At 50.2% G+C, this 21,835-nt stretch carries 21 protein-coding genes; 12 read left to right on the forward strand and 9 right to left on the reverse strand.

Annotated features, from left to right (window positions below; all coding sequences use genetic code 11):
- Positions 1-1,236 (reverse strand): YHYH protein, encoded by a 1,236-nt coding sequence (locus H6585_08065; GenBank protein ID MCB9448283.1) that lies wholly within the window; start codon positions 1,234-1,236, stop codon positions 1-3.
- Between the two features lie 247 nt (positions 1,237-1,483).
- On the opposite strand from H6585_08065, the gene H6585_08070 reads away from it, so the two are divergent.
- Genes H6585_08070 through H6585_08080 form a run of 3 tightly spaced genes read left to right on the forward strand, consistent with a single transcriptional unit; the run spans position 1,484 to position 4,632 of the window.
- Positions 1,484-3,325 (forward strand): T9SS type A sorting domain-containing protein, encoded by a 1,842-nt coding sequence (locus tag H6585_08070; GenBank protein ID MCB9448284.1) that lies wholly within the window; start codon positions 1,484-1,486, stop codon positions 3,323-3,325.
- A gap of 32 nt (positions 3,326-3,357) precedes the next feature.
- Positions 3,358-3,924 carry a GNAT family N-acetyltransferase gene (locus H6585_08075; protein MCB9448285.1) on the forward strand — a complete coding sequence of 189 codons (567 nt, stop codon included), beginning with the start codon at positions 3,358-3,360 and terminating at the stop codon, positions 3,922-3,924.
- 48 nt (positions 3,925-3,972) lie between these two features.
- Positions 3,973-4,632 carry a DUF4159 domain-containing protein gene (locus H6585_08080; protein MCB9448286.1) on the forward strand — a complete coding sequence of 220 codons (660 nt, stop codon included), beginning with the start codon at positions 3,973-3,975 and terminating at the stop codon, positions 4,630-4,632.
- Positions 4,633-4,636: 4 nt separating this feature from the next.
- Here the strand turns inward: H6585_08080 and H6585_08085 are convergent, their stop codons facing one another.
- Together H6585_08085 and H6585_08090 are read right to left on the reverse strand one after the other, a co-directional pair.
- Positions 4,637-5,089, reverse strand: coding sequence for a hypothetical protein (locus tag H6585_08085; GenBank protein MCB9448287.1), 453 nt, complete (start codon positions 5,087-5,089; stop codon positions 4,637-4,639).
- A 78-nt stretch (positions 5,090-5,167) separates the two neighbouring features.
- A complete protein-coding gene (locus tag H6585_08090; protein MCB9448288.1) occupies positions 5,168-5,587 on the reverse strand; it encodes an Hsp20/alpha crystallin family protein in 420 nt (139 codons plus the stop codon).
- Positions 5,588-5,817: 230 nt separating this feature from the next.
- Here H6585_08090 and H6585_08095 point away from each other — a divergent pair, with 230 nt between their 5' ends.
- The 6 genes from H6585_08095 (at position 5,818) to H6585_08120 (ending at position 10,472) form a co-directional block, all read left to right on the forward strand.
- Positions 5,818-7,131 (forward strand): NAD(P)/FAD-dependent oxidoreductase, encoded by a 1,314-nt coding sequence (locus H6585_08095; GenBank protein MCB9448289.1) that lies wholly within the window; start codon positions 5,818-5,820, stop codon positions 7,129-7,131.
- A 121-nt stretch (positions 7,132-7,252) separates the two neighbouring features.
- A complete protein-coding gene (locus tag H6585_08100) occupies positions 7,253-8,230 on the forward strand; it encodes a DUF3078 domain-containing protein (protein MCB9448290.1) in 978 nt (325 codons plus the stop codon).
- A gap of 11 nt (positions 8,231-8,241) precedes the next feature.
- Positions 8,242-8,667, forward strand: a complete 426-nt coding sequence (gene mscL, locus H6585_08105; GenBank protein ID MCB9448291.1) for a large-conductance mechanosensitive channel protein MscL — start codon at positions 8,242-8,244, stop codon at positions 8,665-8,667.
- 605 nt (positions 8,668-9,272) lie between these two features.
- A complete protein-coding gene (locus H6585_08110) occupies positions 9,273-9,494 on the forward strand; it encodes a (4Fe-4S)-binding protein (protein MCB9448292.1) in 222 nt (73 codons plus the stop codon).
- Positions 9,475-9,906 carry a VOC family protein gene (locus H6585_08115; protein ID MCB9448293.1) on the forward strand — a complete coding sequence of 144 codons (432 nt, stop codon included), beginning with the start codon at positions 9,475-9,477 and terminating at the stop codon, positions 9,904-9,906. The genes H6585_08110 and H6585_08115 overlap by 20 nt, the downstream gene beginning before the upstream one ends.
- A gap of 101 nt (positions 9,907-10,007) precedes the next feature.
- Complete coding sequence (locus H6585_08120) at positions 10,008-10,472, forward strand: hypothetical protein (protein ID MCB9448294.1); 465 nt, start codon at positions 10,008-10,010, stop codon at positions 10,470-10,472.
- A 5-nt stretch (positions 10,473-10,477) separates the two neighbouring features.
- Here the strand turns inward: H6585_08120 and trxA are convergent, their stop codons facing one another.
- From trxA to H6585_08150, 6 genes are all read right to left on the reverse strand, one after another.
- Positions 10,478-10,777 carry a thioredoxin gene (gene trxA, locus H6585_08125; protein ID MCB9448295.1) on the reverse strand — a complete coding sequence of 100 codons (300 nt, stop codon included), beginning with the start codon at positions 10,775-10,777 and terminating at the stop codon, positions 10,478-10,480.
- Positions 10,778-10,812: 35 nt separating this feature from the next.
- Entirely contained in the window at positions 10,813-11,124 is a 312-nt protein-coding gene (locus H6585_08130; protein ID MCB9448296.1) for a rhodanese-like domain-containing protein, read from the reverse strand.
- A gap of 36 nt (positions 11,125-11,160) precedes the next feature.
- Positions 11,161-12,522 (reverse strand): MBL fold metallo-hydrolase, encoded by a 1,362-nt coding sequence (locus H6585_08135; GenBank protein MCB9448297.1) that lies wholly within the window; start codon positions 12,520-12,522, stop codon positions 11,161-11,163.
- Positions 12,523-12,533: 11 nt separating this feature from the next.
- Positions 12,534-12,899: a sulfite exporter TauE/SafE family protein gene (locus H6585_08140; protein MCB9448298.1), complete on the reverse strand. Its 366-nt coding sequence runs from the start codon at positions 12,897-12,899 to the stop codon at positions 12,534-12,536.
- A 2-nt stretch (positions 12,900-12,901) separates the two neighbouring features.
- A complete protein-coding gene (locus H6585_08145; GenBank protein MCB9448299.1) occupies positions 12,902-13,111 on the reverse strand; it encodes a DUF2892 domain-containing protein in 210 nt (69 codons plus the stop codon).
- A 489-nt stretch (positions 13,112-13,600) separates the two neighbouring features.
- Positions 13,601-14,236, reverse strand: coding sequence for a Crp/Fnr family transcriptional regulator (locus H6585_08150; protein ID MCB9448300.1), 636 nt, complete (start codon positions 14,234-14,236; stop codon positions 13,601-13,603).
- Between the two features lie 228 nt (positions 14,237-14,464).
- Between H6585_08150 and clpB the strand changes: the two genes are divergently transcribed.
- The 3 genes from clpB (at position 14,465) to H6585_08165 (ending at position 21,706) form a co-directional block, all read left to right on the forward strand.
- Positions 14,465-17,086: an ATP-dependent chaperone ClpB gene (clpB, locus tag H6585_08155; protein MCB9448301.1), complete on the forward strand. Its 2,622-nt coding sequence runs from the start codon at positions 14,465-14,467 to the stop codon at positions 17,084-17,086.
- Positions 17,087-17,746: 660 nt separating this feature from the next.
- Positions 17,747-18,220: a gliding motility-associated C-terminal domain-containing protein gene (locus tag H6585_08160; protein MCB9448302.1), complete on the forward strand. Its 474-nt coding sequence runs from the start codon at positions 17,747-17,749 to the stop codon at positions 18,218-18,220.
- 285 nt (positions 18,221-18,505) lie between these two features.
- Positions 18,506-21,706 (forward strand): gliding motility-associated C-terminal domain-containing protein, encoded by a 3,201-nt coding sequence (locus H6585_08165; protein MCB9448303.1) that lies wholly within the window; start codon positions 18,506-18,508, stop codon positions 21,704-21,706.
- Positions 21,707-21,835 lie beyond the last annotated feature (129 nt).

Raw genomic sequence — 21,835 nt, forward strand, 5'->3', positions numbered from 1 at the left:
TCACTCCAATACAAATTTCCTGGTAGCTACTTCCTGCCCGGCGATCATCCTGGCAAAATAAATCCCCTGCCCGAATTCGGAGAGATCAAAGGAATACTGAACGGTGGGCTGCAGGTTGGTGCGGCTGAGCACAACCTGTCCTACGCTGTTCACCAGCTCAAAAGTGATGTTGTTGGGCATGTTCCTCTCCACGTAAATGTTCAGCATGTTCCGGGTTGGGTTGGGGAAAAGTCCCCACTTTAGCCGGCCGGTTGGTTCGGTAACCGAGGACGTACCTGTGTAGGTGATCACCGTTTCGTTGATGCTGTTGTGGCCGCTACCCGGACCTGTATTTCCGGTCTGAACGGTTCCATAGTAGGTTGGCCCGATGAGGTAGGGATATTCAGCCACCAGGTCGCTGTCGAGTGTCACGAAGTAACAATACATGCCGTCCGGATACTCGGGCGTCACGCAGTATCTGCCGTTATGTTCATCCAGGTCGCCGCTGCCGTCTATGTATTCAAAATCCTGAACGTAATACCCGAGCGGATAGGTGGTGGAAACATCCGGTCCGGTTGAGGAGGCTGTGCTGCCATCAGGCAAGGTGTTTCGCTTGGTGATATTCCGCTTGGCATAGCTGCTCTGCATTCGCTTGATGCCGCCTGTACCATTGGCATTGGCATAGGCAAAAGCACCATATACAGGAAATCCGTCGAAAGCGTATCCGATGATCGGTGAATGTTCGGTTGTCAGGCTATCGTCATACAGACATGTAGGATTCAGGTGGTGATGGTATTCACCGTTTCCCGCGGGGTGCCCGAGGCAATCATCAAACGACGGTCCTTCCACGATGATCGCGTTCTGGTACCACACATTCTGATTTTTATAACTCATGGCGTCTTTCGGATTGAAGATCGACACGCCATTGCTGAACACACCGATATGTCCCAATCCGGTTTGAATGGGCGTGCCCGTGTTCTTGGCCGGATGTCGGGTGATTTTGAAAACGAAATTCTGGTTGGCCGGTGTATTGGGGTTTCCGGCCCACGGTCCTATGTCATATCCCGGGATGCATGTGGCGCTCACATATACATTGTTGTCGGAATACTGCACCTGTTGGATGTTAGACGGAATGCCGTTGTAACCTGTGGCATTGGTGGTGTTAATGATCCATGAATAAACCTCGGGCCCGATCTGGGCGGATGCGAAGCAGCATTGAATACCCAACAGGGTTAAGAGTAGAAAACGTTTTTGCATGGATACAGATTTACATGGGTTTCTTTAAACGCCGGCCATCACCGTGAAGTTACCCCGGTCCGAAGCGGGAAGTATATCCTAAGGCGAGTGAACGGATATTCGGTCAATGTAATGGATTTATCGGTAGTCATGCACGAATAATAAGAATTCTTTCAGCTAAAGCAATCTGCAACCCGGCCATTCATGCATGTTTTGTCAAAGGCTCTACCTTTGTAGCATGCATCCATTACACTTAAAGCCAAGGCACATGCGCATCCGTTACCCCCTTCTCCTGCTGGTTGTATTGACCATGACCCACACCCGAAGCTCTGCACAAGGGTTTCCATCAAATCCTTTCAACTGGCAGCTTCCGCTCGGAGGCAGCATGAGCAACACCCACTCTTTTGGTTTCAACAACATAGCCAGCACCGGATCCTATACAAAAAATGATCAGGGCTGGAGTGTGTTGGACATAGATGGCGATGGAAAATTAGACCTTGTGGTACATTGCGAAGGAGACAGTTCGCACCGCAACACGTTCGGCGTAAACGATGGCAACCAATACTGGAAGGTGTATAAGGGCAATGGCTCCGGCTTCTCTCAAAATGAGGTTCATTGGTCACTACCGAATGGCGGCGATTTAAACAACGGTTATTTGTACGGGTTCTACACAACAGCACATGTCGGGTCCTATCAAGCGGGAGATCAGGCATGGTCGCTAACGGACATGAACGCGGATGGCAAACCCGACCTGGTCGTGAACTCGGAAGGAAACGGCACATACCGCGATGTGTTTGGCCTGGGCACCAGTCCGTACTGGAAAGTATATTACAACAACGGCTCCGGGTTTTCTCAAACACCAAAAAACTGGAGCGTTCCCGATGGGGGGCATACCACAAGCACCCATCAATTCGGCTTCAATAACATCGCAGATGCCGGTTCTTATGAAGCCAATGACCAGGGATGGCTGGTTACAGACATAACAGGAGACGGAATACCCGACCTAATCGTGCACTCCCAGGGTGACGGTTCATACCGGGATGGATTCGACGTGGGAACCAACCCTTACTGGAAAGTATACCAGGGCGGCACTTCGGGTTTCGCCGCATCTCCACTCACCTGGAAGGTGCCTGCAGGCGGTCACACTTCATCAACCCACGCATATGGGTTTAACAACCTCAGCTATACCGGAGGTTACAATACAGGCGACCACAGTTGGGCCGTCATGGATATGGATGGCGACAAGAAACCTGACCTGGTTATTTATGCTGAAGGCACCGGAAGTTACCGAGATGCCTACGATGTAGGAAACAACTCCTATTGGAAAGTATACACCAACAGTGGTTATGGATTTACCGGAAGTTTCTCAAAATGGAATGTTCCTGACGGAGGATACCTGTACAACGGCCACAATTACGGCTTCAGCTACATCAGCTATTCAGGTAGCTACAGTGCCGGCAACCAGGGGTGGTCCACAATGGATATGACCGGAGATGGTCTTCCCGACCTTGTGATACATTCCCAGGGAGATGGCACCTACCGGGATGCCTTCAGCGTAGGAAACAATCCGTATTGGAAAGTTTACCAGGGAAATGAAAATGGATTTTCCGCATCTGACATTCACTGGAGCATGCCGGATGGCGGCCATGTTTCAAGTACACATACATTCGGATTCAACAACATCGGAGATGCTGGAAGTTATGATGCGGGTGACCAGGGATGGGCTTTGTTAGATATGAACGGAGACGGAAAGACCGACCTTGTGGTTCACAGCGAAGGGAATGGTTCCACCAGGGACGTGTATGGCGTTGATGTAAATCCTTATTGGAAAGTATACCTCAACACCATGACAAATGGCCTGAATGACGAACCTGAAGTTGAATGGATGAAGGTGTATCCGAACCCTACTTCCGGAGCCATCATTCTCAAACAAAATCTCTACACCAGACCCGTGCCCTTCACCCTACTCGACCACCTGGGAAGAACCATTTCATCCGGGCAAACCACAGGTATTGAAACACGCATCAACATCGCGGGCTTCCCCTCTGGCATTTACATGATCCGGATCAATAATGGTGAACAGACATTGAAGGTGGCGAAACAAGATTAGGAATTGTACTTTTGAGGCCAAAACCTACCCGGTTGTCGGCCACTCATTATACGATCACCGATGCCTCCGACACGGATGTGAATGATATCGTTTCCATTGCGGATCAGCAATTGGGACAAGGGTACCTGACACCCGAACTCACCCTTACCTTCCTGCAACCACCCAACAGGTGCAGGATCATCTACAATCAGGATAAGCAGACAATTGCTTTTTGCATCATCCTGCTCCTGAAAGCCTCCGAAATTTCCACCCGTCTTGGCCTGACCACGCATCCGTTGCTTCCCGCAGAAGGCATGGTCGGGGTTATAAAAACCATCGCGGTGGCCGGGCCGCATCAGGGAAAAGGTATCGGCCGCGTGCTTGTGCAGGATGCAGTGCAATTCCTGGCAGGCATGCGCGTGAAAGTGTTTCTTTGTCCGACCTGGAAACATAATGAAACAGTTGGCCTGGGAAATATTCTCGAGCAATCAGGATTTCACACATTGGAAGTGATTCATCGCTACTGGGAAAAAGACAGCCTGGAAAGAAAATACACGTGTCCTGCGTGCGGTGCTCCGCCATGCACCTGCACAGCCGTGATATACGCGCGCCTCCCCTAGCCCCCGTATAATCCGTCACAGGTCTCCTACATTTGCTACCTTTGAAGGATGAAGAAATGGATGATGGTTTTCTTCCTCCTGCCGTTGCTGGCAGGGAAGCCCGGTAATTTCGAGATTGCCTTGCTGAAGTATGGCGGCGGGGGCGACTGGTATGCCAACCCCACATCCCTCCCGAACCTGATTCAATTCTGCAACCGCAACCTGGGTACCGCCATGAAGGAAGAAAATACCGTGGTGGAAGTTGGCAGCCCGGAGATATTCAACTACCCGTTCATCCATATGACAGGCCACGGCAACGTGGTGTTCACTCCCGCAGAAGCCGAGAACCTCAGGAACTACCTCACGGGAGGTGGCTTCCTGCACATCGATGACAACTACGGAATGGATAAGTTCATCCGACCGGAAATGAAAAAGGTTTTCCCTGACCTGGATTTCATTGAACTTCCGTCAAGCCACCCTGTCTTCCATCAGAAATATGCGTTCCCACGGGGATTACCTAAAATCCACGAACACGATGACAAACCCGCCCAAGCCTTCGGGCTGTTTTACCAGGGCAGACTTGTATGCCTGTATTCATACGAGTGTGACCTGGGAGATGGTTGGGAAGACCCGGAAGTTCACAATGACCCGGAAGAGAAAAGACAAGAGGCACTGAAAATGGGCGCCAACCTGGTTCAGTTTGTCCTGATGGGCAACGACGACCAGTAGGGATTTATTCCGCAGCGATCAGACGGTTCAGCTTTTCGCTTTCAATCACCCTTTCCGTTACCTGAAACACTTCCTGTTTGATGCTTCTGAAGGCTTTCACAAAAGCCGACAGCTCATCTTCCAGTTTCGCATGTTCTTCACGGAATGTTTGTTCATCATGCGTATAAGCATTCTCCATCAGCAGCGTCAGATGCCCCATATGCTTGGCAACGGTTTGCGATAAACGCCCCCGTTCTTTATCCACTTCCGATACCTTTGCGGCAAGTTGTTGCACTTTGCTCACATTGTCTTCATGGGTCAGCCAGATGAAGTATTTACTGATCAGGCTGTGCAGAAACCTGATCTCATCTTTGTAAAAATCAAGGTTCGATTGCCAGCGTTCGGTAAGCACGGCCAGCGATTCAAAACCGGCAGTGTTCATGTAGTCGCTTTTGGGGCGTAAGGCAAAATTTTCCATTTTCTTATTTTTTATCCAATAAACTTTTTTAATTCAGCTATGCGGGCATGGAATCCCACACCCGCATAACCGAATCAATCATTGAACTTCCACGTTTTTCTTGGATGGAAGTTCTTTCTCACGTTTGTTCACCACCAACCTGAGCACGCCGTCTTCATACTTGGCAGACAGCTTATCCTGCTCTACGTTCTCCGGCAATGTGAACCGCTTGGTGAAGGATTGGGAAGAAAACTCTTTGCGTGTATAATTCTTCTTCTTTTCCTCCGATTCGTTTTCAACTTTTCCGGTAATGGTCAGCACACCGTTTTCAACTGTTACCTGAATATCATCTTTTTTGAAGCCCGGTGCGGCGACTTCAATCTCGTAGTTCCCTTCATTATCCACCACATTTACCGCAGGAGACAGGTCGGTATTTGCAAACCGGTTCCTGATCCATTCGTCATCGAAGAAATCCGTGAGATTTGGCCAGTTGGAAAAATTCCTCCTAATGAGTGTCATGGCATTTTGCATTTGAGGGTTTAACAATGTTGATTAAAAATTTATTTAAAGGTACAGTGCCATGCTGCGTATGCGCATGACCTGCATCAAGTTGAAACATGACAGATGTCAGGATAACGGGAGACCACTTTCCGGTGGATGAAATTCACAGGAAGAGAGCATGACCGAATTTGATATTTTTATGATCTTGTGCATGCATTTCTGCAATCAAACATCCGGCATACGTGAACATAGAAATCCCCATTACAGCATCACCCAGGGTGGTGATCATCGGAGGAGGCTTCGGTGGCATACATCTGGCGCGCAAACTTCGCAACAAGGGCTTCCAGGTGGTTCTGGTTGATAAGCAGAACTTCCATACTTTTCAGCCTCTGTTATACCAGGTGGCAACCGCAGCCCTCGACCCCGCCTCCATCAGTTTCCCCATACGCAAGATTTTCCACGGCTATGATGATTACTACTTTCGCATGGCCGATGTACGCGAGATCAAGGCCGACGAAAAAATGGTGTACACAGACATTGGTGAAATCCAATACGACTACCTTGTCATCGCCACCGGCTCACAAACCAACTATTTCGGGATGGAAGGATTGATCATCAGTTCCATGCCGATGAAGAGTGTTGCGGAAGCCATTGACCTGCGCAGCTTGATCCTGCAGAATTTCGAGAAAGCGCTCAGCATACAGAACGAGCGAAAAAAAGACAGCCTGATGACTTTCGCCATTGCAGGCGCAGGGCCAACCGGCGTGGAGTTGGCCGGAGCCATCGGCGAACTGAAAAAGAACATCCTGCCAAGGGATTACCCCGAATTGGACTTTTCCCGCATGCGGATCCTGCTCATCCAAAGCGGCAACCGCGTACTCCCCGCACTCTCCGAAAAGTCATCCGTACGTGCCAAAAGATTCCTGGAGAAACTGGGCGTTGAAGTGGTACTCAACACCCGTGTACTGGACTACTTCGGCGACTACATCCAAACCAACCAGAAAGATTACACGGCACGCACCCTCATCTGGACCACCGGAGTTAAGGGTTGCCCGGTAGACGGACTTCCGGCTGACAGCATTGAGAAACGCAACCGGCGTATATTGGTGGATGTATACAACCGCGTGGAAGGCTCCGAGCATGTTTTTGCTATCGGCGACTGCGCCGCCATGATCAGTGATGCATTCCCAAACGGCCATCCTCAGGTAGCACCCGCCGCGATCCAGCAAGGTGTTCTGCTGGCTGAAAACCTGGAAAGGCTTCTGAAAAACAAACCCCTCAAACCATTCCGATACCGCGACAAAGGATCAATGGCCACCATCGGAAAGAACAAGGCCGTGGTGGAAGTGGGCCGATTGAAGACCGGCGGTTTCCTGGCGTGGTTCGTGTGGATGTTTATTCACCTCATGAGCCTGGTTGGTTTCAGAAACAAGCTGATTGTATTTCTGGATTGGACCAGAAGTTATTTCAACAATGATAAAGGCGTGCGGGTCATCTTTCAGCAATTCGACCTGATGGAGGAAAAGAAACGGCGAAAAAAGGAAATGCTGAAAGAGGAATAAAAACGGGCTCTCCCGGACACTCATCCGCCAATTTCGGTTGTTACGCGAACAATCTGGCCACCCGAATGTTCTTTTGGAAAAATGTTTCATCTTTGCCGCGCTAAACAAACCCTACTTACCTATGAAATCATTGCGCACACTGACCGGATGCCTGCTGATATTGAGCGCTACCTCGGGCCTGCTTCACGCACAGGTTACCGATGCCGAAAACAAACTGAAAGATGCGAAAACCGATACCACAAGCGGTTGGAAAATCGGTGGAACGATCGCCGTTAACCTGAACCAGGTGTCGTTGACCAATTGGGCAGCCGGTGGTCAGAATTCGGTTTCAGCCAGTGGACTGCTCAGTTTGTTTGCCCATCACAGTCATGGCAAATCTCTCTGGGAAAATACCCTCGACCTCGGATACGGAAGCATCAAAAACGGAAACCAGAAACACTGGTGGAAATCAGATGACAAGGTTGACCTGATGTCGAAGTACGGAAGAAAAGCCAGTAAATACTGGCACTATGCAGGGCTTTTCAATTTCCGCACCCAAATGGATAACGGTTACAATTACCCGAATGATACCGTAATCATCTCCAAAGCCCTGGCCCCCGCCTATGTATTGGGCGCCCTGGGATTCGACTTCCAGCGTAGCAAAAACTTCACTGCGTTCCTCGCACCATTCACCGCCAAGGCCACCCTGGTAAATGACCAGACACTGGCTGATGCGGGTGCATTCGGCGTAGAACCTGCCGTGTACAACCAAACCTCAGGCACCCGCATCACACCCGGGGAAAAAAGCAGGGTTGAACTTGGAGGCTATGTGCGCATCTTTGCCAAAAAGGATGTAATGGAAAACATCACAGCTCAAACCAAACTCGACCTGTTTTCCAACTACCTTGAGCATCCTGAAAACATCGACGTCAACTGGCAGGTGCTGGTATCCATGAAGGTGAACAAGTACATTTCCGCCACCTTAACCACAGACCTCATCTACGATGACGACATCAACATTGCGGTGGACACGAACAATGACGGTGTGACCGACAAATCAGGCCCCAGAACCCAATTCAAGGAAGTACTGGGTGTGGGCTTTTCATACAAATTCCAGTAAACCAACAGAACATGGGATTTCTAAAAGAATTCAGAACCTTTGCCGTAAAGGGCAATGTAATGGACATGGCCGTCGGTGTAATCATCGGCGGTGCGTTCGGTAAAATCATCGCTTCTGCGGTGAATGACATCATCATGCCTCCCCTTGGCTTAGCCATCGGTGGTATGAATTTCAGGGAACTGAAACTGGTCCTGAAAGATGCTTACACAGATGCGGGTGGCCAGGAAGTGGCCGCTGTCACCCTGAACTACGGTAACTTTTTTCAAACGGCACTGGATTTCACCATCATTGCGCTGGCCATATTTTTAATGGTCAAAGCCATGAACCAGTTGAAGAAAAAGGAAGAAGCCGCACCTGCTGCACCGCCCGCACCTTCCAAAGAAGAAATGCTGCTGACAGACATCCGCGACCTCCTAAAAGAAGGTCGGTCCAAGTAAGCTCCAACCTATATTCACACATAGGTTCAGCTGTGGTCAACCCCACAAGGAAGGCCTATGTCGGGAACCTAAATTGGTATCCACAACGGTTTGGGAAATGACCGTTTCAAGCCGGAAATTGGTACCAGAAAGCGGAAAAAAGTGGCGCTGCGAAGTACGATCCCCGGGCAGCCCCTAGGAATGCTCGCAGCGCCTCTCTTCTTTTGCCGCAATCCACTACAAGATTACCCCCATTCAATTGCCGGAGGGCCAGTATACCTTGCTGATCGCAATTAAAACCATTTGCGGTTTGATGCACGGGAAGGCGGCAAGGTGTTCCTTCCGGCGTAAGACGGAAATCACGGGATCCATCGTTCATCCCGGTTGATAGCCACAAGTTTCGCAAGTGGCAAAGAATGGTGACAGCGCGGAGGCCTCAGGTTGAATGTTCTATTCTCCGCATTGCTTCACCGATCAGGAGACCATCCGCTCTACCAGGCATCATGATGGTCATACTGATCCCTTTGCCATTTGTAACCATTCCAAACCCGTTCTCGGCCAACCGGCCGGCGAACGGGTTTGCTGTTTCCGGAAACAGACACAACCGGAATTGGTATATTGGCTCCATGAAAAAATTCTATCATAAGGAAGACATCACCATTCAATGGGATCCTACGCTATGTATACATAGCGGCATATGCGCCCGTGGCCTTCCGTCGGTGTTCAGGCCGGGAGAACGCCCCTGGGTCACAACTGAACATGCCGGCAAGGAAGACATCATAAAACAAGTAAGAAAATGCCCTTCAGGGGCCTTAACCCTCATCAATCATGGAAAACAAGAAAGGTAAAGCAACCGGTATCGGTGGCATTTTTTTCAAGTGCGAAAATCCGGATGAAATGAAAAAATGGTACGGCGATCATTTGCGGCTGAATGTGAATGAATACGGATCACTCTTTGAATTCAGATCCGCCCGTAACCCCGAGAAGAAAGAATACCTGCAATGGAGTCCCTTCAAAAAAGACACCACCTACTTCCAGCCTTCGGAAAAAGAATTCATGCTGAACTACCGGGTGGAAAACATCGAAGCGCTGGTAGAAGAACTCCGGCAAAACGGTGTAACGATCTGCGATGAAATCGAGTCGTACTCATACGGAAAATTCGTACATATACTGGATCCCGAAAACAATAAAATCGAATTATGGGAACCGGTTGACGAAGTATTTACAGAAACACAGGAAGGACAAACGACACAGTCCTAAACGCATCAGCCCGTAACCACCGAACAACTTCCGACAGGACACATCCAGGAAAGTATTTATATATATATTCCCCGTCAAAACCGTAACCCCGTTTTCATGTCATGGAACAAAAACCGCTTGATTCACCGGAATTCACAAGTACCAACCCGAATACGGAACTTTCTCTGAGTACCGTAGCCGCTGATCACCTGAAAAGAACCGCCAAATGGGCCCGTTTCCTTTCCATCCTCGGCTTTGTTTTCATCGGCCTGATGGTGCTTGTCGCCTTTTTTGCCGGTGGAATGATGGCCCTCGCAACTCAGGGAATGGTGAACTCCAGTGTTGTCACCATCATCTATCTTATGATGGCCGCGTTCTGCTTTTTCCCAGTTTATTTTTTGTTCAGTTTTTCAAGCAAAACCCTGAGGGCCGTTGACTCATACGATGCAACGGAACTGGGAGAAGCACTCTCCAACCTTCGCAGATACTTCCAGTTCATCGGCATTCTGGCTGCCATCTATCTCGGATTTATGGCCATCGTCATTCTCTTCAGTTTTCTTGGCGGCATGATGTCTGCAGCATTCTAATCTACTCACGCAGCATGTGCTTCGATGACCTGCCGGAGTTGTCCGGCAGGCATCACACCTGATTGTTTCCAACGCACTTGCCCCTCCCGAAAGAGAATCAGCGTCGGAACACCCTGCACACCATAAGCCATGGCTGCTTGCGGATTTTTATCCACATCCACTTTCAGGATCGTCAACCGGTCACCCATCTGAGCCTTCAGATCATCCAGGATGGGTGCCATCATCTTGCATGGTCCGCACCATGTGGCATAAAAATCCACCAATACCGGTTGTGATCCCTTGATCAGTTCATTGAAAGTTGCCATATCGTCACTCCTTTCTGTTTTGTCTTTGATGACTTTCACAACATCGCATTCACCTGATGCCATCCGCCACCGTTCTCACATTCCACACCGTGGCGACGCAACAGGGATGCTGCCTGACCACTGCGCATGCCCGATGCACAGCACACCACCACCGGCTTGTTAAGTTTCTTGATCTTTTCCACATGCCCTTCCAACGTATGTAATGGAATGTTCCTGGAGCCGGCCACATGCCCACCCCTGTACTCATCCACACTGCGAACATCAATAACCACGGCACCATTGGCCAGCATTTCCTGCACCTTTTCAGAAGCACCACCGCCTCCGAACAACATATTAAGAATTCCCATATCTGTAGTGTTTATTTGGTTGTTAGATTTTATTCTTCAAGCGGATAATGGCATTCGCTCCATCCATGTCTTAATGCGATTACCCAGGTCATACACATGGCGCCCCGGAAAAGCCCGCTCCAGGATACTCGTCCCGATGGCCGACCTGTAGCCACCGGCACAATGCACCACCACCGGCGCTTCACCATTGACTTCCTTCACCCTTTCCCTGAGTTCCGACAAGGGTATGTTCACCGCATGCGAGAATACAGGACCGGCAGCGTGTTCACCTTCCTGGCGTATGTCTATTATGACATAGTTGCCATATGCATCTTCAAAAGCATCGTGTTCCAACTCGCTCGAAATGACACCCTCCATCTCCGATACCACCATCACGCCTTTTACCAGGGCGTCATATCCGATAGACGCCAGCCTTGCCAATGCTGCCTTCCGGGACGATTCTTCCTCAACAACAAGGTAGAACTTTTCGTCGGGGGCCACCACCGCTCCGACCCATGTTTCAAACTTGTCGGTTGCACTGTAAGGCACGTTCAATGCCCCCGGCATGTGGCCCGATCTGAATTTCGATGCGGGCCTGGCATCCACCACCAATACATCCGGCTTCCATCCAGGCTGATATGCAACCACGGGAATCCAGGCGAAATCAGGCTTCAGATCCGGGGCACCATCTTTATTCAGGCGCACATCATACCCGAAGTATTTCGGAATGAACGGTTGTCCTTCCAGCAAAGCCTTGACAAAATCATCCTCACTCATTTCCTGCATGGACCAGTTGGAAACACGTTCCACTCCGATGGTGCTGCTCAATTGATCGCTCAGGTTCTTGCCGCACAATGAACCCGCCCCATGTGCCGGATAAACTTTCACATCATCGCCAAGTTTCAGAAAACGATGGTGCAGGGTATGGTACATCATGCGGGCCAATTCTTCCCTCCGGGCGGTAAGATTCCCGGCATTCTCGCGCAGGTCGGGACGACCACAATCTCCAATGAACAAAGAGTCGCCGGTAAACACCGCCTCGTCTTTTCCTGCCTCATTCACTGCCACCAGGCTGATGCTGTCCGGGGAATGACCGGGTGTGTATAATACCCGTATTGTGACTGCTCCCAGGGGAACCACTTCCCCATCGCCAACCTTGATGTGCGGATATCCCGCCCCAAGATCCTGATGAACATAAATGCCAGCTCCTTTCTCTTTGTGGATCTGAAAGTGACTGCTTACAAAATCAGCATGTGGATGCGTTTCAAAAACCTTGGTGATCTTCGCACCATGATTCTGAGCGAATGTATAGTACGGTTGCGGATCGCGGCCCGGATCAACCAACGCCACTTCTCCATTGCTCAAAATGGCGTAGGAAGCATGTGCCAGGTTCTTATCGTAAAATTGATGTATGGTCATTTGAACAGGAATTATCTGGTTTGAAAAAACATTTTAAGGGCGATGGCAACCAACAGGACGGCAAAGCCCTTGCGGAGTGTTACCGCATCTACCTGCAGTGCCATTTTGCTACCCATGTAACTGCCGATCACAAACACCACTGCCATGATCAGGGCCGCCCGTACATCAAGAAAACCCTTCTTGTGGTATTCCAGGGCAGCCGCCAGACCGATGGGTAATACCATCAATCCAAGCGTGGTCCCCTGAGCAAGGTGCTGCGAATACCCCAACAGGTAGATCAGTGCCGGAATCACGATAACCCCGCCACCTAAACCCAAGAGTCCACTCAAGTAGCCTGCCGCCAGTCCGGTCGCAACCAGGATCAGTATCTGAAACATGTTCATTGCTTTTCGGTTTTGCATGTCCGGATGCCGAAAGGGTAATAGAGCGGACAAAAACGGACTACGCTGGTTAACAAAAACACGACAGCCACCACCAGGGCCACAACACCCAGGGTGCCTTCTATTTTACCGGTCAGGTAGAGCGCGCCCAACAAGAGGGCGACAATCACCCTCACCCACCGATCCGTATTTCCCATGTTTGTTTTCATATGTCAGAAGTATTGAATGTTTGTATCTGCATGATTGATGACACAAAGATCCGGCGGGTGAAAAAGAAATACAGTGACACATGTCACAGAGGGGTGATGTTCATTTTCGTGGTTCGATGAAGTCGGGTGTGATTGACGCGACTGAAAGGAGCCATTTACCATTTACGCGACCAACGGGAGCACATCATACAACACACACTTAACACGTCGTTCAAAATGCCGACAAACGGGTGGCATACATTTGTCGTCCCTGCCTCCGCCCGTAACCGATACTTGAAGTGCTGTATGAAAAATGGAAAACGTTTGCTGCTACTGACCTGTTCACTCTGTATGATGGTCGCATCCATGCCAAACCGAAAAGATGTTGTTTCAGACAAACCTCCGATGAACACTCACCTCTCTGCCATGAACAAATACCTACCGTTTCAGCAGTATGCCTATGGAATGGTAAAAACCTACGACCGGAAGTCGCGGTAACCCGGGCCACGATTACTTCAACATCACCTTATTTCTTCCCAGCACAATCTGTCCCTGCTTCTCCAATTGTTTGAGCAGCCGGGATATCACTTCACGTGACGAATGCAGATCCGTTGCAATCTCCTGGTGGGTCAGGCTCAGTTCATTTTGACCGGAAGCTTCGGCACGGCTGTGCAAGTATTCCACCAAGCGCTGATCCAGCTGCTTGAATGCAATGCTGTCAATGGTCTGAAGCAGTTCATTCATCCGCTGCTGGTAGGTTTGCATCACAAACGCTTTCCAATCGGGGTAGGCCTGCATCCATTCATCCATCTTTTCAATGGGAATCGCCACAAATGCGGTGTGTTCTTCTGCAATAGCCCTGATCTCACTGGGTCTTTGTCCCATGCAACAATTCAACGATAAAGCGCAGGTTTGTCCGGGATGCAGGTAATAAAGAAAAAGCTCGCCACCATCATCATCTTCCCTCATGATCTTAATGGCCCCTTGCACCACAAGCGGTATGGTTTTGATATACTGCCCGAAATCGATCAGTTGTGAACCTTCCGGGATCGACATGTACCTTCCTGATTGTGCGATCTCGTCCATAAGCCGTGGATCACCCAGAACGGGAAAGTGCAAACGAAGCAGTTCCTTGATTTCTTCCATGAGGTAAAATTAGAAAATGTCGGGCTGGCGCATTCCATAAAAGACAAAACGTCGTATTGATTTGCTTTGATCTCTCAATAGCGGTCAAAATGTCCACGCCCATGGATCCGGCTCAACATCTTTCCGGTCAATCTGTCCTGATTCGGAACTTGGAAAGCTCTTTGATCCATTCAAAGCGTTGCTTTCATTTGGGAAGCAGAAACAGAATCCAACAAGAAAACCAGAAATATGAACCTGAATCAATTCACCCTTAAATCACAGGAAGCCCTGCAAAAGGCGCAACAGATTGCACAGGGCAACCAACAACAGGCCATCGAACCGGCACATATCCTGAAAGGGATTCTGTCGGTGGATGAGCATGTGACCCCCTTCCTGCTGAAGAAACTGAACGTCAACCTCGATGCCGTGAGCAAAGCGGTTGATGCGATCATTGCATCCTTTCCGAAGGTAAGCACCAATGAACATTACCTGTCGAGAAACGGAAATGCCGTGGTGCAGAAAGCGCTTCAACTGATGTCGGAATTCAAGGATGAGTTCGTATCCATCGAACACCTGTTGCTGGCCATCCTGGGCACCAGCGACCAAACATCTCAGTTGCTAAAAGACAGCGGTGTAACAGAAAAAGACCTGAAGGCGGCCATTACCGACCTCCGCAAGGGATCACGCGTAACAAGCCATAGTGCCGAAGAATCATACAATGCCCTGAACAAGTACGCCATCAACCTCAATGAAATGGCGCGTACGGGCAAACTGGATCCGGTCATCGGAAGGGATGAAGAGATCAGACGTGTGTTGCAGATCTTGTCGCGACGGACCAAAAACAACCCGATCCTGATCGGTGAACCTGGCGTGGGTAAAACTGCAATCGCCGAAGGTATTGCACACCGCATCATCAACGGTGATGTGCCGGAGAACCTCAAATCCAAACAAATCTTCTCACTCGATATGGGTGCACTTGTGGCAGGCGCCAAGTACAAAGGTGAATTCGAAGAACGCCTCAAGGCCGTTGTCAAGGAAGTAACCGGCGCCGAAGGCGAGATCGTGCTTTTTATTGATGAAATACACACCCTTGTTGGGGCAGGTGGCGGTGAAGGCGCCATGGACGCCGCGAACATATTGAAACCCGCCCTGGCAAGGGGAGAACTCCGGGCAATAGGTGCTACGACACTGGCTGAGTACCAAAAGTATTTTGAGAAAGACAAGGCACTGGAACGACGGTTCCAGAAAGTCACCATTGATGAACCGGATGGCAATGATGCCATTTCCATCCTGCGCGGACTGAAGGAAAAATACGAGACGCACCATAAAGTGCGCATCAAAGACGAAGCGATCATTGCTGCGGTGGAATTGTCACAACGCTACATCACCGACCGGTTTCTTCCGGATAAGGCCATTGACCTGATGGATGAAGCCGCATCAAAACTGCGCATGGAAATCAACTCCATGCCGGCGGAATTGGATGAAGTGGAGCGCAAGATCCGCCAGCTGGAAATCGAACGCGAAGCCATCAAACGGGAAAAAGACGAAAAGAAACTGAAAAACCTTTCCGAGGAAATCGCCAACCTGAGTGAAGAAAGAAATGATCTGAAAGCCAAATGGCAGGCGGAAAAGGAAATCGTGGAAGGCATTCAGAAATGCAAGGAAGACATCGAACAGTACAAACTGGAAGCCGAACAACAGGAACGCGCGGGCAATTACGAACGCGTGGCCGAGCTGCGGTACGGCAAGATCAAGGAAGCTGAGAACCAACTGGAAGTATACAAGCAAAAGCTGGAGACCGAGCAAAAAGGCAGCAAGATGATCAAGGAAGAAGTGGATGCCGAAGACATCGCCGCAGTGGTTTCCAACTGGACCGGCATTCCCGTAACCAAGATGCTGCAAAGCGAAAAGGATAAATTGTTGCACCTGGAAGATGAATTACACAAACGGGTCATCGGCCAGGATGAAGCCATCACCGCCGTATCGGATGCGGTGCGGAGAAGCCGTGCCGGTTTACAGGATGAGAAACGCCCCATCGGTTCATTCATCTTCCTTGGAACCACAGGCGTAGGTAAAACCGAACTGGCCAAAGCGCTGGCCGGCTACCTGTTCAACGACGAGAACCTGATGACCCGCATTGACATGAGTGAATTCCAGGAACGCCATGCGGTATCACGACTGGTTGGTGCCCCTCCGGGATATGTGGGATACGATGAAGGCGGACAGTTAACGGAAGCCGTCAGACGTAAACCGTATAGCGTAATCCTTTTGGATGAGATTGAAAAGGCGCACCCCGACGTATTCAATGTGCTGCTCCAGGTGTTGGATGATGGTCGGCTTACGGACAACAAAGGACGTGTGGCCAATTTCAAGAACACCATCATCATCATGACATCCAACCTGGGGTCGGATATCATTCGGGAAAACTTCGAGAAACTGAACGACAAAAACCGCGAGGTGATCATGAACAGCACCCGCACCGAAGTGATGGCACTGCTGAAAAAGTCGATGCGGCCGGAATTCCTGAACCGCGTGGATGAGGTGATCATGTTCGAACCGCTGTCCTCAAAGCACATTCACGACATTGTGAAGCTCCAGCTCAATTTGCTGCAAAAACAGGTATTGAAGCAGGACATCAAACTGACAGCTTCCGATGATGTGATTCAATACATCAGTGAGAAAGGATTTGATCCGCAATTCGGCGCACGTCCCATCAAACGTCTGATCCAAAAGGAAGTGCTGAACAGCCTGTCGAAAGCGCTGCTGGCAGGTGAAGTGGAAAAAGGTCAGGATGTGGTGATGGATGTTTTCGATAACCAAATCGTTTTCAGAAAACCCATCAAAAAAGGCGAGAAGTTGCAAAAGGCCTGATCGCATCATAGTTCCATTTGAAAAGGCGTCAGATCTGGCGCCTTTTTTTCATTCATTTCACCCCTCATCGCCTACACTTCGATTCAAAAGTATTTACCCGGATTATTTGCTCTAAAACATAGCTCCGACTCACTTGCGGTCACAATCCGCCACATTGCTTAACGCCCCTTTGGACAGCACGAGTCAACGCCACATTTATGCACCCCATCGGCATAACACGGAAATCAAAAGCCTAGTTATACATAATTACCCTGTCAAAATATCCGGGTTAAAAATTGCGAATATCCATATCTCTTAGTACATTGGTTACGTAAGTGTAGTATAGTTAGTCCGTATTCTTATTTGAAGAGTTAGTCCGTATTCTTTTTCGGAGGGTGTTTGTGTGTCGCCTCTCCCGAGCGCCCACCGTAACTTTTAACAACCCCATGTCATGCGGCATTGTTATAAACATTGCGCATATCTGCTGGCATGCCTTATCTGGGCATGGAGCCAGCCTCTTTTTGCGCAAACGCTATTACCACTTCCCACCCCGGATGCGGTTTACGGTGAAGACTGTGGCAACAATCTGGGTTTTGAAGACGGCAACCTGACCGGGTGGACAGGTTGCCATTACGACGGAACCCTGGGCACTTGTCCGGTCGGACAACAATTCCCGGGCGGATGCCCTTCTCAATGTACCAGCACCAGCACCACCAATGGCGTGTGTACATGCAATGGCTGTGGAGGCGGAGGCACTCCACCCTGCAAAACCCCATTCACACATACGCTGACACGGGATGTTACCAGGTGACGCTGTGGATTGAGAACAAGTACGGATGCGTGGATAGCATCCCTCAAACCGTATGCGTGAAAGACATTTCCAGCATCTATATTCCCAATGCATTCACCCCGAACAACGACGGTAAAAATGAATACTTCACGATCGGCCAGTACAACTACTGCGAGTTCGAGATGTATATCTTTGATCGTTGGGGCAACCTTATTTTCGAAACCAACAGTATGCGGGGATGGGACGGTACCGCCAATAACGGTGCGGAAATCGCGCAAGAGGACGTATATGTTTGGTTGGTCAAAGCGAAGGATTGCTACGGAAATAAATGGAAGCGAGTTGGTAACGTGACCTTGATCAGGTAGCTTTCATCCACATTTGAATCACACATTACAAAAGCCGGAATCCCCATCCGGCTTTTGTTTTTCTGCATTTCACCACCAAATTAGAGACCTGATTTCATCAAAAATATTTTTGCCCGAAACTTCCACACAGGCTAACTTTGTGTTTGTCCACCGGAAGTTCCGGGCCTGTTCTTACCCCTGTCGCGCCATGGGATTAAACTTTAGCAGGTTTGATGCATCTCATGTTTTTAATGGGCTTCCTCATTTTTGAACATTGTAACCGGTATCAGATTGATGAAGATTTACATGAGACGATTTGTTTTGGGTTTGTGCGGATGGCTATCCCTCATGACCGCGGCATCCCATGCCCAGCAACTTCTGCCCCTGGCATCACCTAATGACACCTACGGCACAAGCGATTGCGGCGACAACCTGGGGTTTGAAGACGGAGATCTTTCCAATTGGGACGGATGCCACTTCGACGGGGGCATGAACCCTCCCTGCTGTCCGATCCAATGCGATGTGGCAGGCTTGCAGCCCGGCATTAATTCCGTGAACGGAAGCCTCGGAACCTGCAACACACGCAATCCCGCCGCTAACAATATCCGCCATACCCTTACAACCGGCGCAGGATTCGACCCGAACAGCGACAACCAGATACCTATAGTGGCGCCCGGATGCGGTAACTATTCTGTACGGATCGGAAACCAGGAAGCAGGCAAACAGGCCGAGTGCATGTCAAAAACGTTTATGGTATACAAGGAAAATGCATTGTTCACCTACATGTATGCCGTGGTTTTCCAGGATCCTCCCGACAACCACACCGACGATGAGCGCCCCCGTTTCAATATCAACATTTCCTCCAATGGCAGTCCGGTTCCCTGCGGTGGCGAATACCTCGTAGTAAGCAAGGACGCCATCAACCAGGGCTATAACAATGCTGCCAACCCGGCCTGCGGAGACACAAGTGTATGGTATAAAAACTGGACACCGGTAGCCACCGACCTCACTGCATATATCGGCCAGCAGGTTACCATTCAGTTCTGTACAGCCGACTGCGGCAAGGGTGGTCACTGGGGATATGCCTATGTAGACACCTACTGCTCCCCCCTGGAAATCGATGGCGCTAATGTCTGCGCCTGGCAAGACAGTGTTACACTGACAGCGCCGCAGGGATTTACGAATTACGAATGGTACAAGGGAACGCTTCCGTTAACACCTCCCGTTGTAAGCACCGACATCACAGCAACAGTGCCGCTTGTAGATGGTGATATCTACACCGTTCGTATGGAAAACATTGCATCACCCGGATGCTATACCTACATCACCGATACCCTGGTGATATTCGGCGTGAAAGCCTCCGGCGATACACTCGTTTGCAGAAATTCAACCGACCCCATCCAGCTCAGCACCATTTCCAATGACGACCAGGCCACCTACCAGTGGACCCCGACCACCGGACTGAGCTGTACCACATGCCCCAATCCGCAGGTAAACCCACCGTTTTCAGACATCACTTATGTGGTCACCACCAACAACAACGCAGGATGTATATCCACTGACAGCGTGGTGATCACCACAAAGGGATGTGATCCGCATGTAACGGCCGTGGCGGATTCGGTGTGTTCCGGATCATGCGGCGACGTACTGGCAACAGGCTCTGGCGGAACACCACCTTACACCTATACCTGGTCACCTGATGTCGGCGGAACAGATGTGGGGCCATATAATGTCTGCCCGGCCACAACCACTGTGTATCACATCACCATCACGGATGCCGACGGATACACCGATAGCACCACCTCTACGTTTGTCGTTTACCCCATACCCTCGGTGACGCTTCCATCCGATACCACGGTGTGCTCCAATGAAACTCCCACCCTGGATCTGACTGCCACGGTGACTGGCGGCACATCACCGTACACATATATGTGGGACGATCCGGGATCAGGCACCACTTCCACCATCACCATTACCACTGTGCCTGACTCAACTGTTACCTACCATGTTTTCATTACCGATGCACACGGTTGTACCACCGATGGAGAGGTTTCCGTTACATCCATCTGTATACCGGAAGTCACCCTTGCACCGGATCAGTTTTGTCTGGGCGACTGCGGCATCCTCGCCCCCAAGGTATCCAAAGGCATTCCGCCGTATACCTATACATGGAGTGATCCTACGCTTGTAGGCGCAGGTCCGCACCCTGCATGCCCGGCCTTGACCACCGACTTTTGTGTGACCGTAACCGATGCGTTCGGAAAAAGTGCCAGTACATGCGCTACGTTCACCGTAAATCAACCACCCGACCTGACCTCTTCCACCAACGATGCTACATGTGGACTGTGCAATGGAACGGTAGCCGTGAATGCAACAGGCAGTGGTCCGTTCGACTATATCTGGAGTTCCGGGTGCGCCTCAGCCACTTGCCCGAATGTTTGCGCAGGCTCATACACGGTTACCGTCAGCGACTTCAATGGGTGTGTAACAATAACCAAAGACAGTGTGACCGGACACAGCATGCCTGCTGTAGACATCACCGACAGCACCGACCCGTTATGTTACGGTGATTGCACGGGCACAGCCACCGCACAAGGATCCAACGGCATTGCACCCTACAACTATACATGGGATGACCCGGGCAACCAGAGCGGCGCCACAGCAACCGGACTCTGCGCAGGAACCTACAAGGTGTGTCTGCGCGATGTGCAGGGATGCCAGGTCTGTGATTCTGTTGTGATCAACCAGCCACCCGCGGTGAAGGTCTCCACGGAGTCAACGGATGAAATATGCCATGACAGTACGGGTACCGTATTCCAGACATCCTCCGGTGGAACGCCTCCTTATACCCTAGTATGGAGTGACCCGAACGGAAGCACCACCGACACCATCAAGATGCTGACCGAGGGCACCTATGGCGTCACCGTGACCGATGCCAACGGATGCACGGTAGAAGGTACCGGCACCGTGGGCAACGAACAGATTCTTCCTAGGGCCGAATTCGTGCCCAACCCAACAGAGGTATTGCTACTGAACCCGGTGATCAACTTTTTTGACAAATCAAGCGATGCCATCACTTGGGTATGGGATTTTGGCGACAGCACCACATCCACCCTGCAGAACCCCATACACACTTACGCCGACACGGGGTGTTACGATGTAACCCTCTGGATCGAGAACCAATACGGATGTGTGGACAGCATTCCCCGAACCGTTTGCGTGAAAGACATCACCAGCATCTACATTCCCAACGCGTTTACACCCAACCAGGATGGCAAGAACGAATACTTCACCGTTGGTGAGTACAACTACTGCGAATTCGAGATGTATATCTTCGACCGCTGGGGCAACCTCATCTTTGAAACCAATAACATGAGGGGTTGGGACGGAACCGCCAACAACGGCGCGGACATTGCGCAGGAAGACGTATATGTGTGGCTGGTAAAAGCCGTGGATTGTTACGGAAACAAATGGAAACGGGTGGGTCATGTAACCCTGATCCGTTAATCCTACCTTTCTTTCCTTACAAGCCGGAGCCTTTTGGTTCCGGCTTTTGTTTATCCCAACAAAGCTGCTTCCTCTTGCAACCACCCGACGAATGCCGTACATTTACCTTATTCATTCACATAAACATTC

The organism is Flavobacteriales bacterium, assembly GCA_020635855.1.
Classification (GTDB): Bacteria; Bacteroidota; Bacteroidia; order JACJYZ01; family JACJYZ01; genus JACJYZ01.

Bases quoted from the DNA above. Each gene is read 5' to 3' on its own strand.
- H6585_08065 (MCB9448283.1), bottom strand. From the start codon at position 1,236: ATGCAAAAACGTTTTCTACTCTTAACCCTGTTGGGTATTCAATGCTGC.
- H6585_08070 (MCB9448284.1), top strand. From the start codon at position 1,484: ATGCGCATCCGTTACCCCCTTCTCCTGCTGGTTGTATTGACCATGACC.
- H6585_08080 (MCB9448286.1), top strand. From the start codon at position 3,973: ATGAAGAAATGGATGATGGTTTTCTTCCTCCTGCCGTTGCTGGCAGGG.
- H6585_08085 (MCB9448287.1), bottom strand. From the start codon at position 5,089: ATGGAAAATTTTGCCTTACGCCCCAAAAGCGACTACATGAACACTGCC.
- H6585_08090 (MCB9448288.1), bottom strand. From the start codon at position 5,587: ATGACACTCATTAGGAGGAATTTTTCCAACTGGCCAAATCTCACGGAT.
- H6585_08100 (MCB9448290.1), top strand. From the start codon at position 7,253: ATGAAATCATTGCGCACACTGACCGGATGCCTGCTGATATTGAGCGCT.
- mscL (MCB9448291.1), top strand. From the start codon at position 8,242: ATGGGATTTCTAAAAGAATTCAGAACCTTTGCCGTAAAGGGCAATGTA.
- H6585_08110 (MCB9448292.1), top strand. From the start codon at position 9,273: ATGAAAAAATTCTATCATAAGGAAGACATCACCATTCAATGGGATCCT.
- H6585_08115 (MCB9448293.1), top strand. From the start codon at position 9,475: ATGGAAAACAAGAAAGGTAAAGCAACCGGTATCGGTGGCATTTTTTTC.
- H6585_08120 (MCB9448294.1), top strand. From the start codon at position 10,008: ATGGAACAAAAACCGCTTGATTCACCGGAATTCACAAGTACCAACCCG.
- trxA (MCB9448295.1), bottom strand. From the start codon at position 10,777: ATGGCAACTTTCAATGAACTGATCAAGGGATCACAACCGGTATTGGTG.
- H6585_08130 (MCB9448296.1), bottom strand. From the start codon at position 11,124: ATGGGAATTCTTAATATGTTGTTCGGAGGCGGTGGTGCTTCTGAAAAG.
- H6585_08135 (MCB9448297.1), bottom strand. From the start codon at position 12,522: ATGACCATACATCAATTTTACGATAAGAACCTGGCACATGCTTCCTAC.
- H6585_08140 (MCB9448298.1), bottom strand. From the start codon at position 12,899: ATGTTTCAGATACTGATCCTGGTTGCGACCGGACTGGCGGCAGGCTAC.
- H6585_08145 (MCB9448299.1), bottom strand. From the start codon at position 13,111: ATGAAAACAAACATGGGAAATACGGATCGGTGGGTGAGGGTGATTGTC.
- H6585_08150 (MCB9448300.1), bottom strand. From the start codon at position 14,236: ATGGAAGAAATCAAGGAACTGCTTCGTTTGCACTTTCCCGTTCTGGGT.
- clpB (MCB9448301.1), top strand. From the start codon at position 14,465: ATGAACCTGAATCAATTCACCCTTAAATCACAGGAAGCCCTGCAAAAG.
- H6585_08160 (MCB9448302.1), top strand. From the start codon at position 17,747: ATGCCCTTCTCAATGTACCAGCACCAGCACCACCAATGGCGTGTGTAC.
- H6585_08165 (MCB9448303.1), top strand. From the start codon at position 18,506: ATGAGACGATTTGTTTTGGGTTTGTGCGGATGGCTATCCCTCATGACC.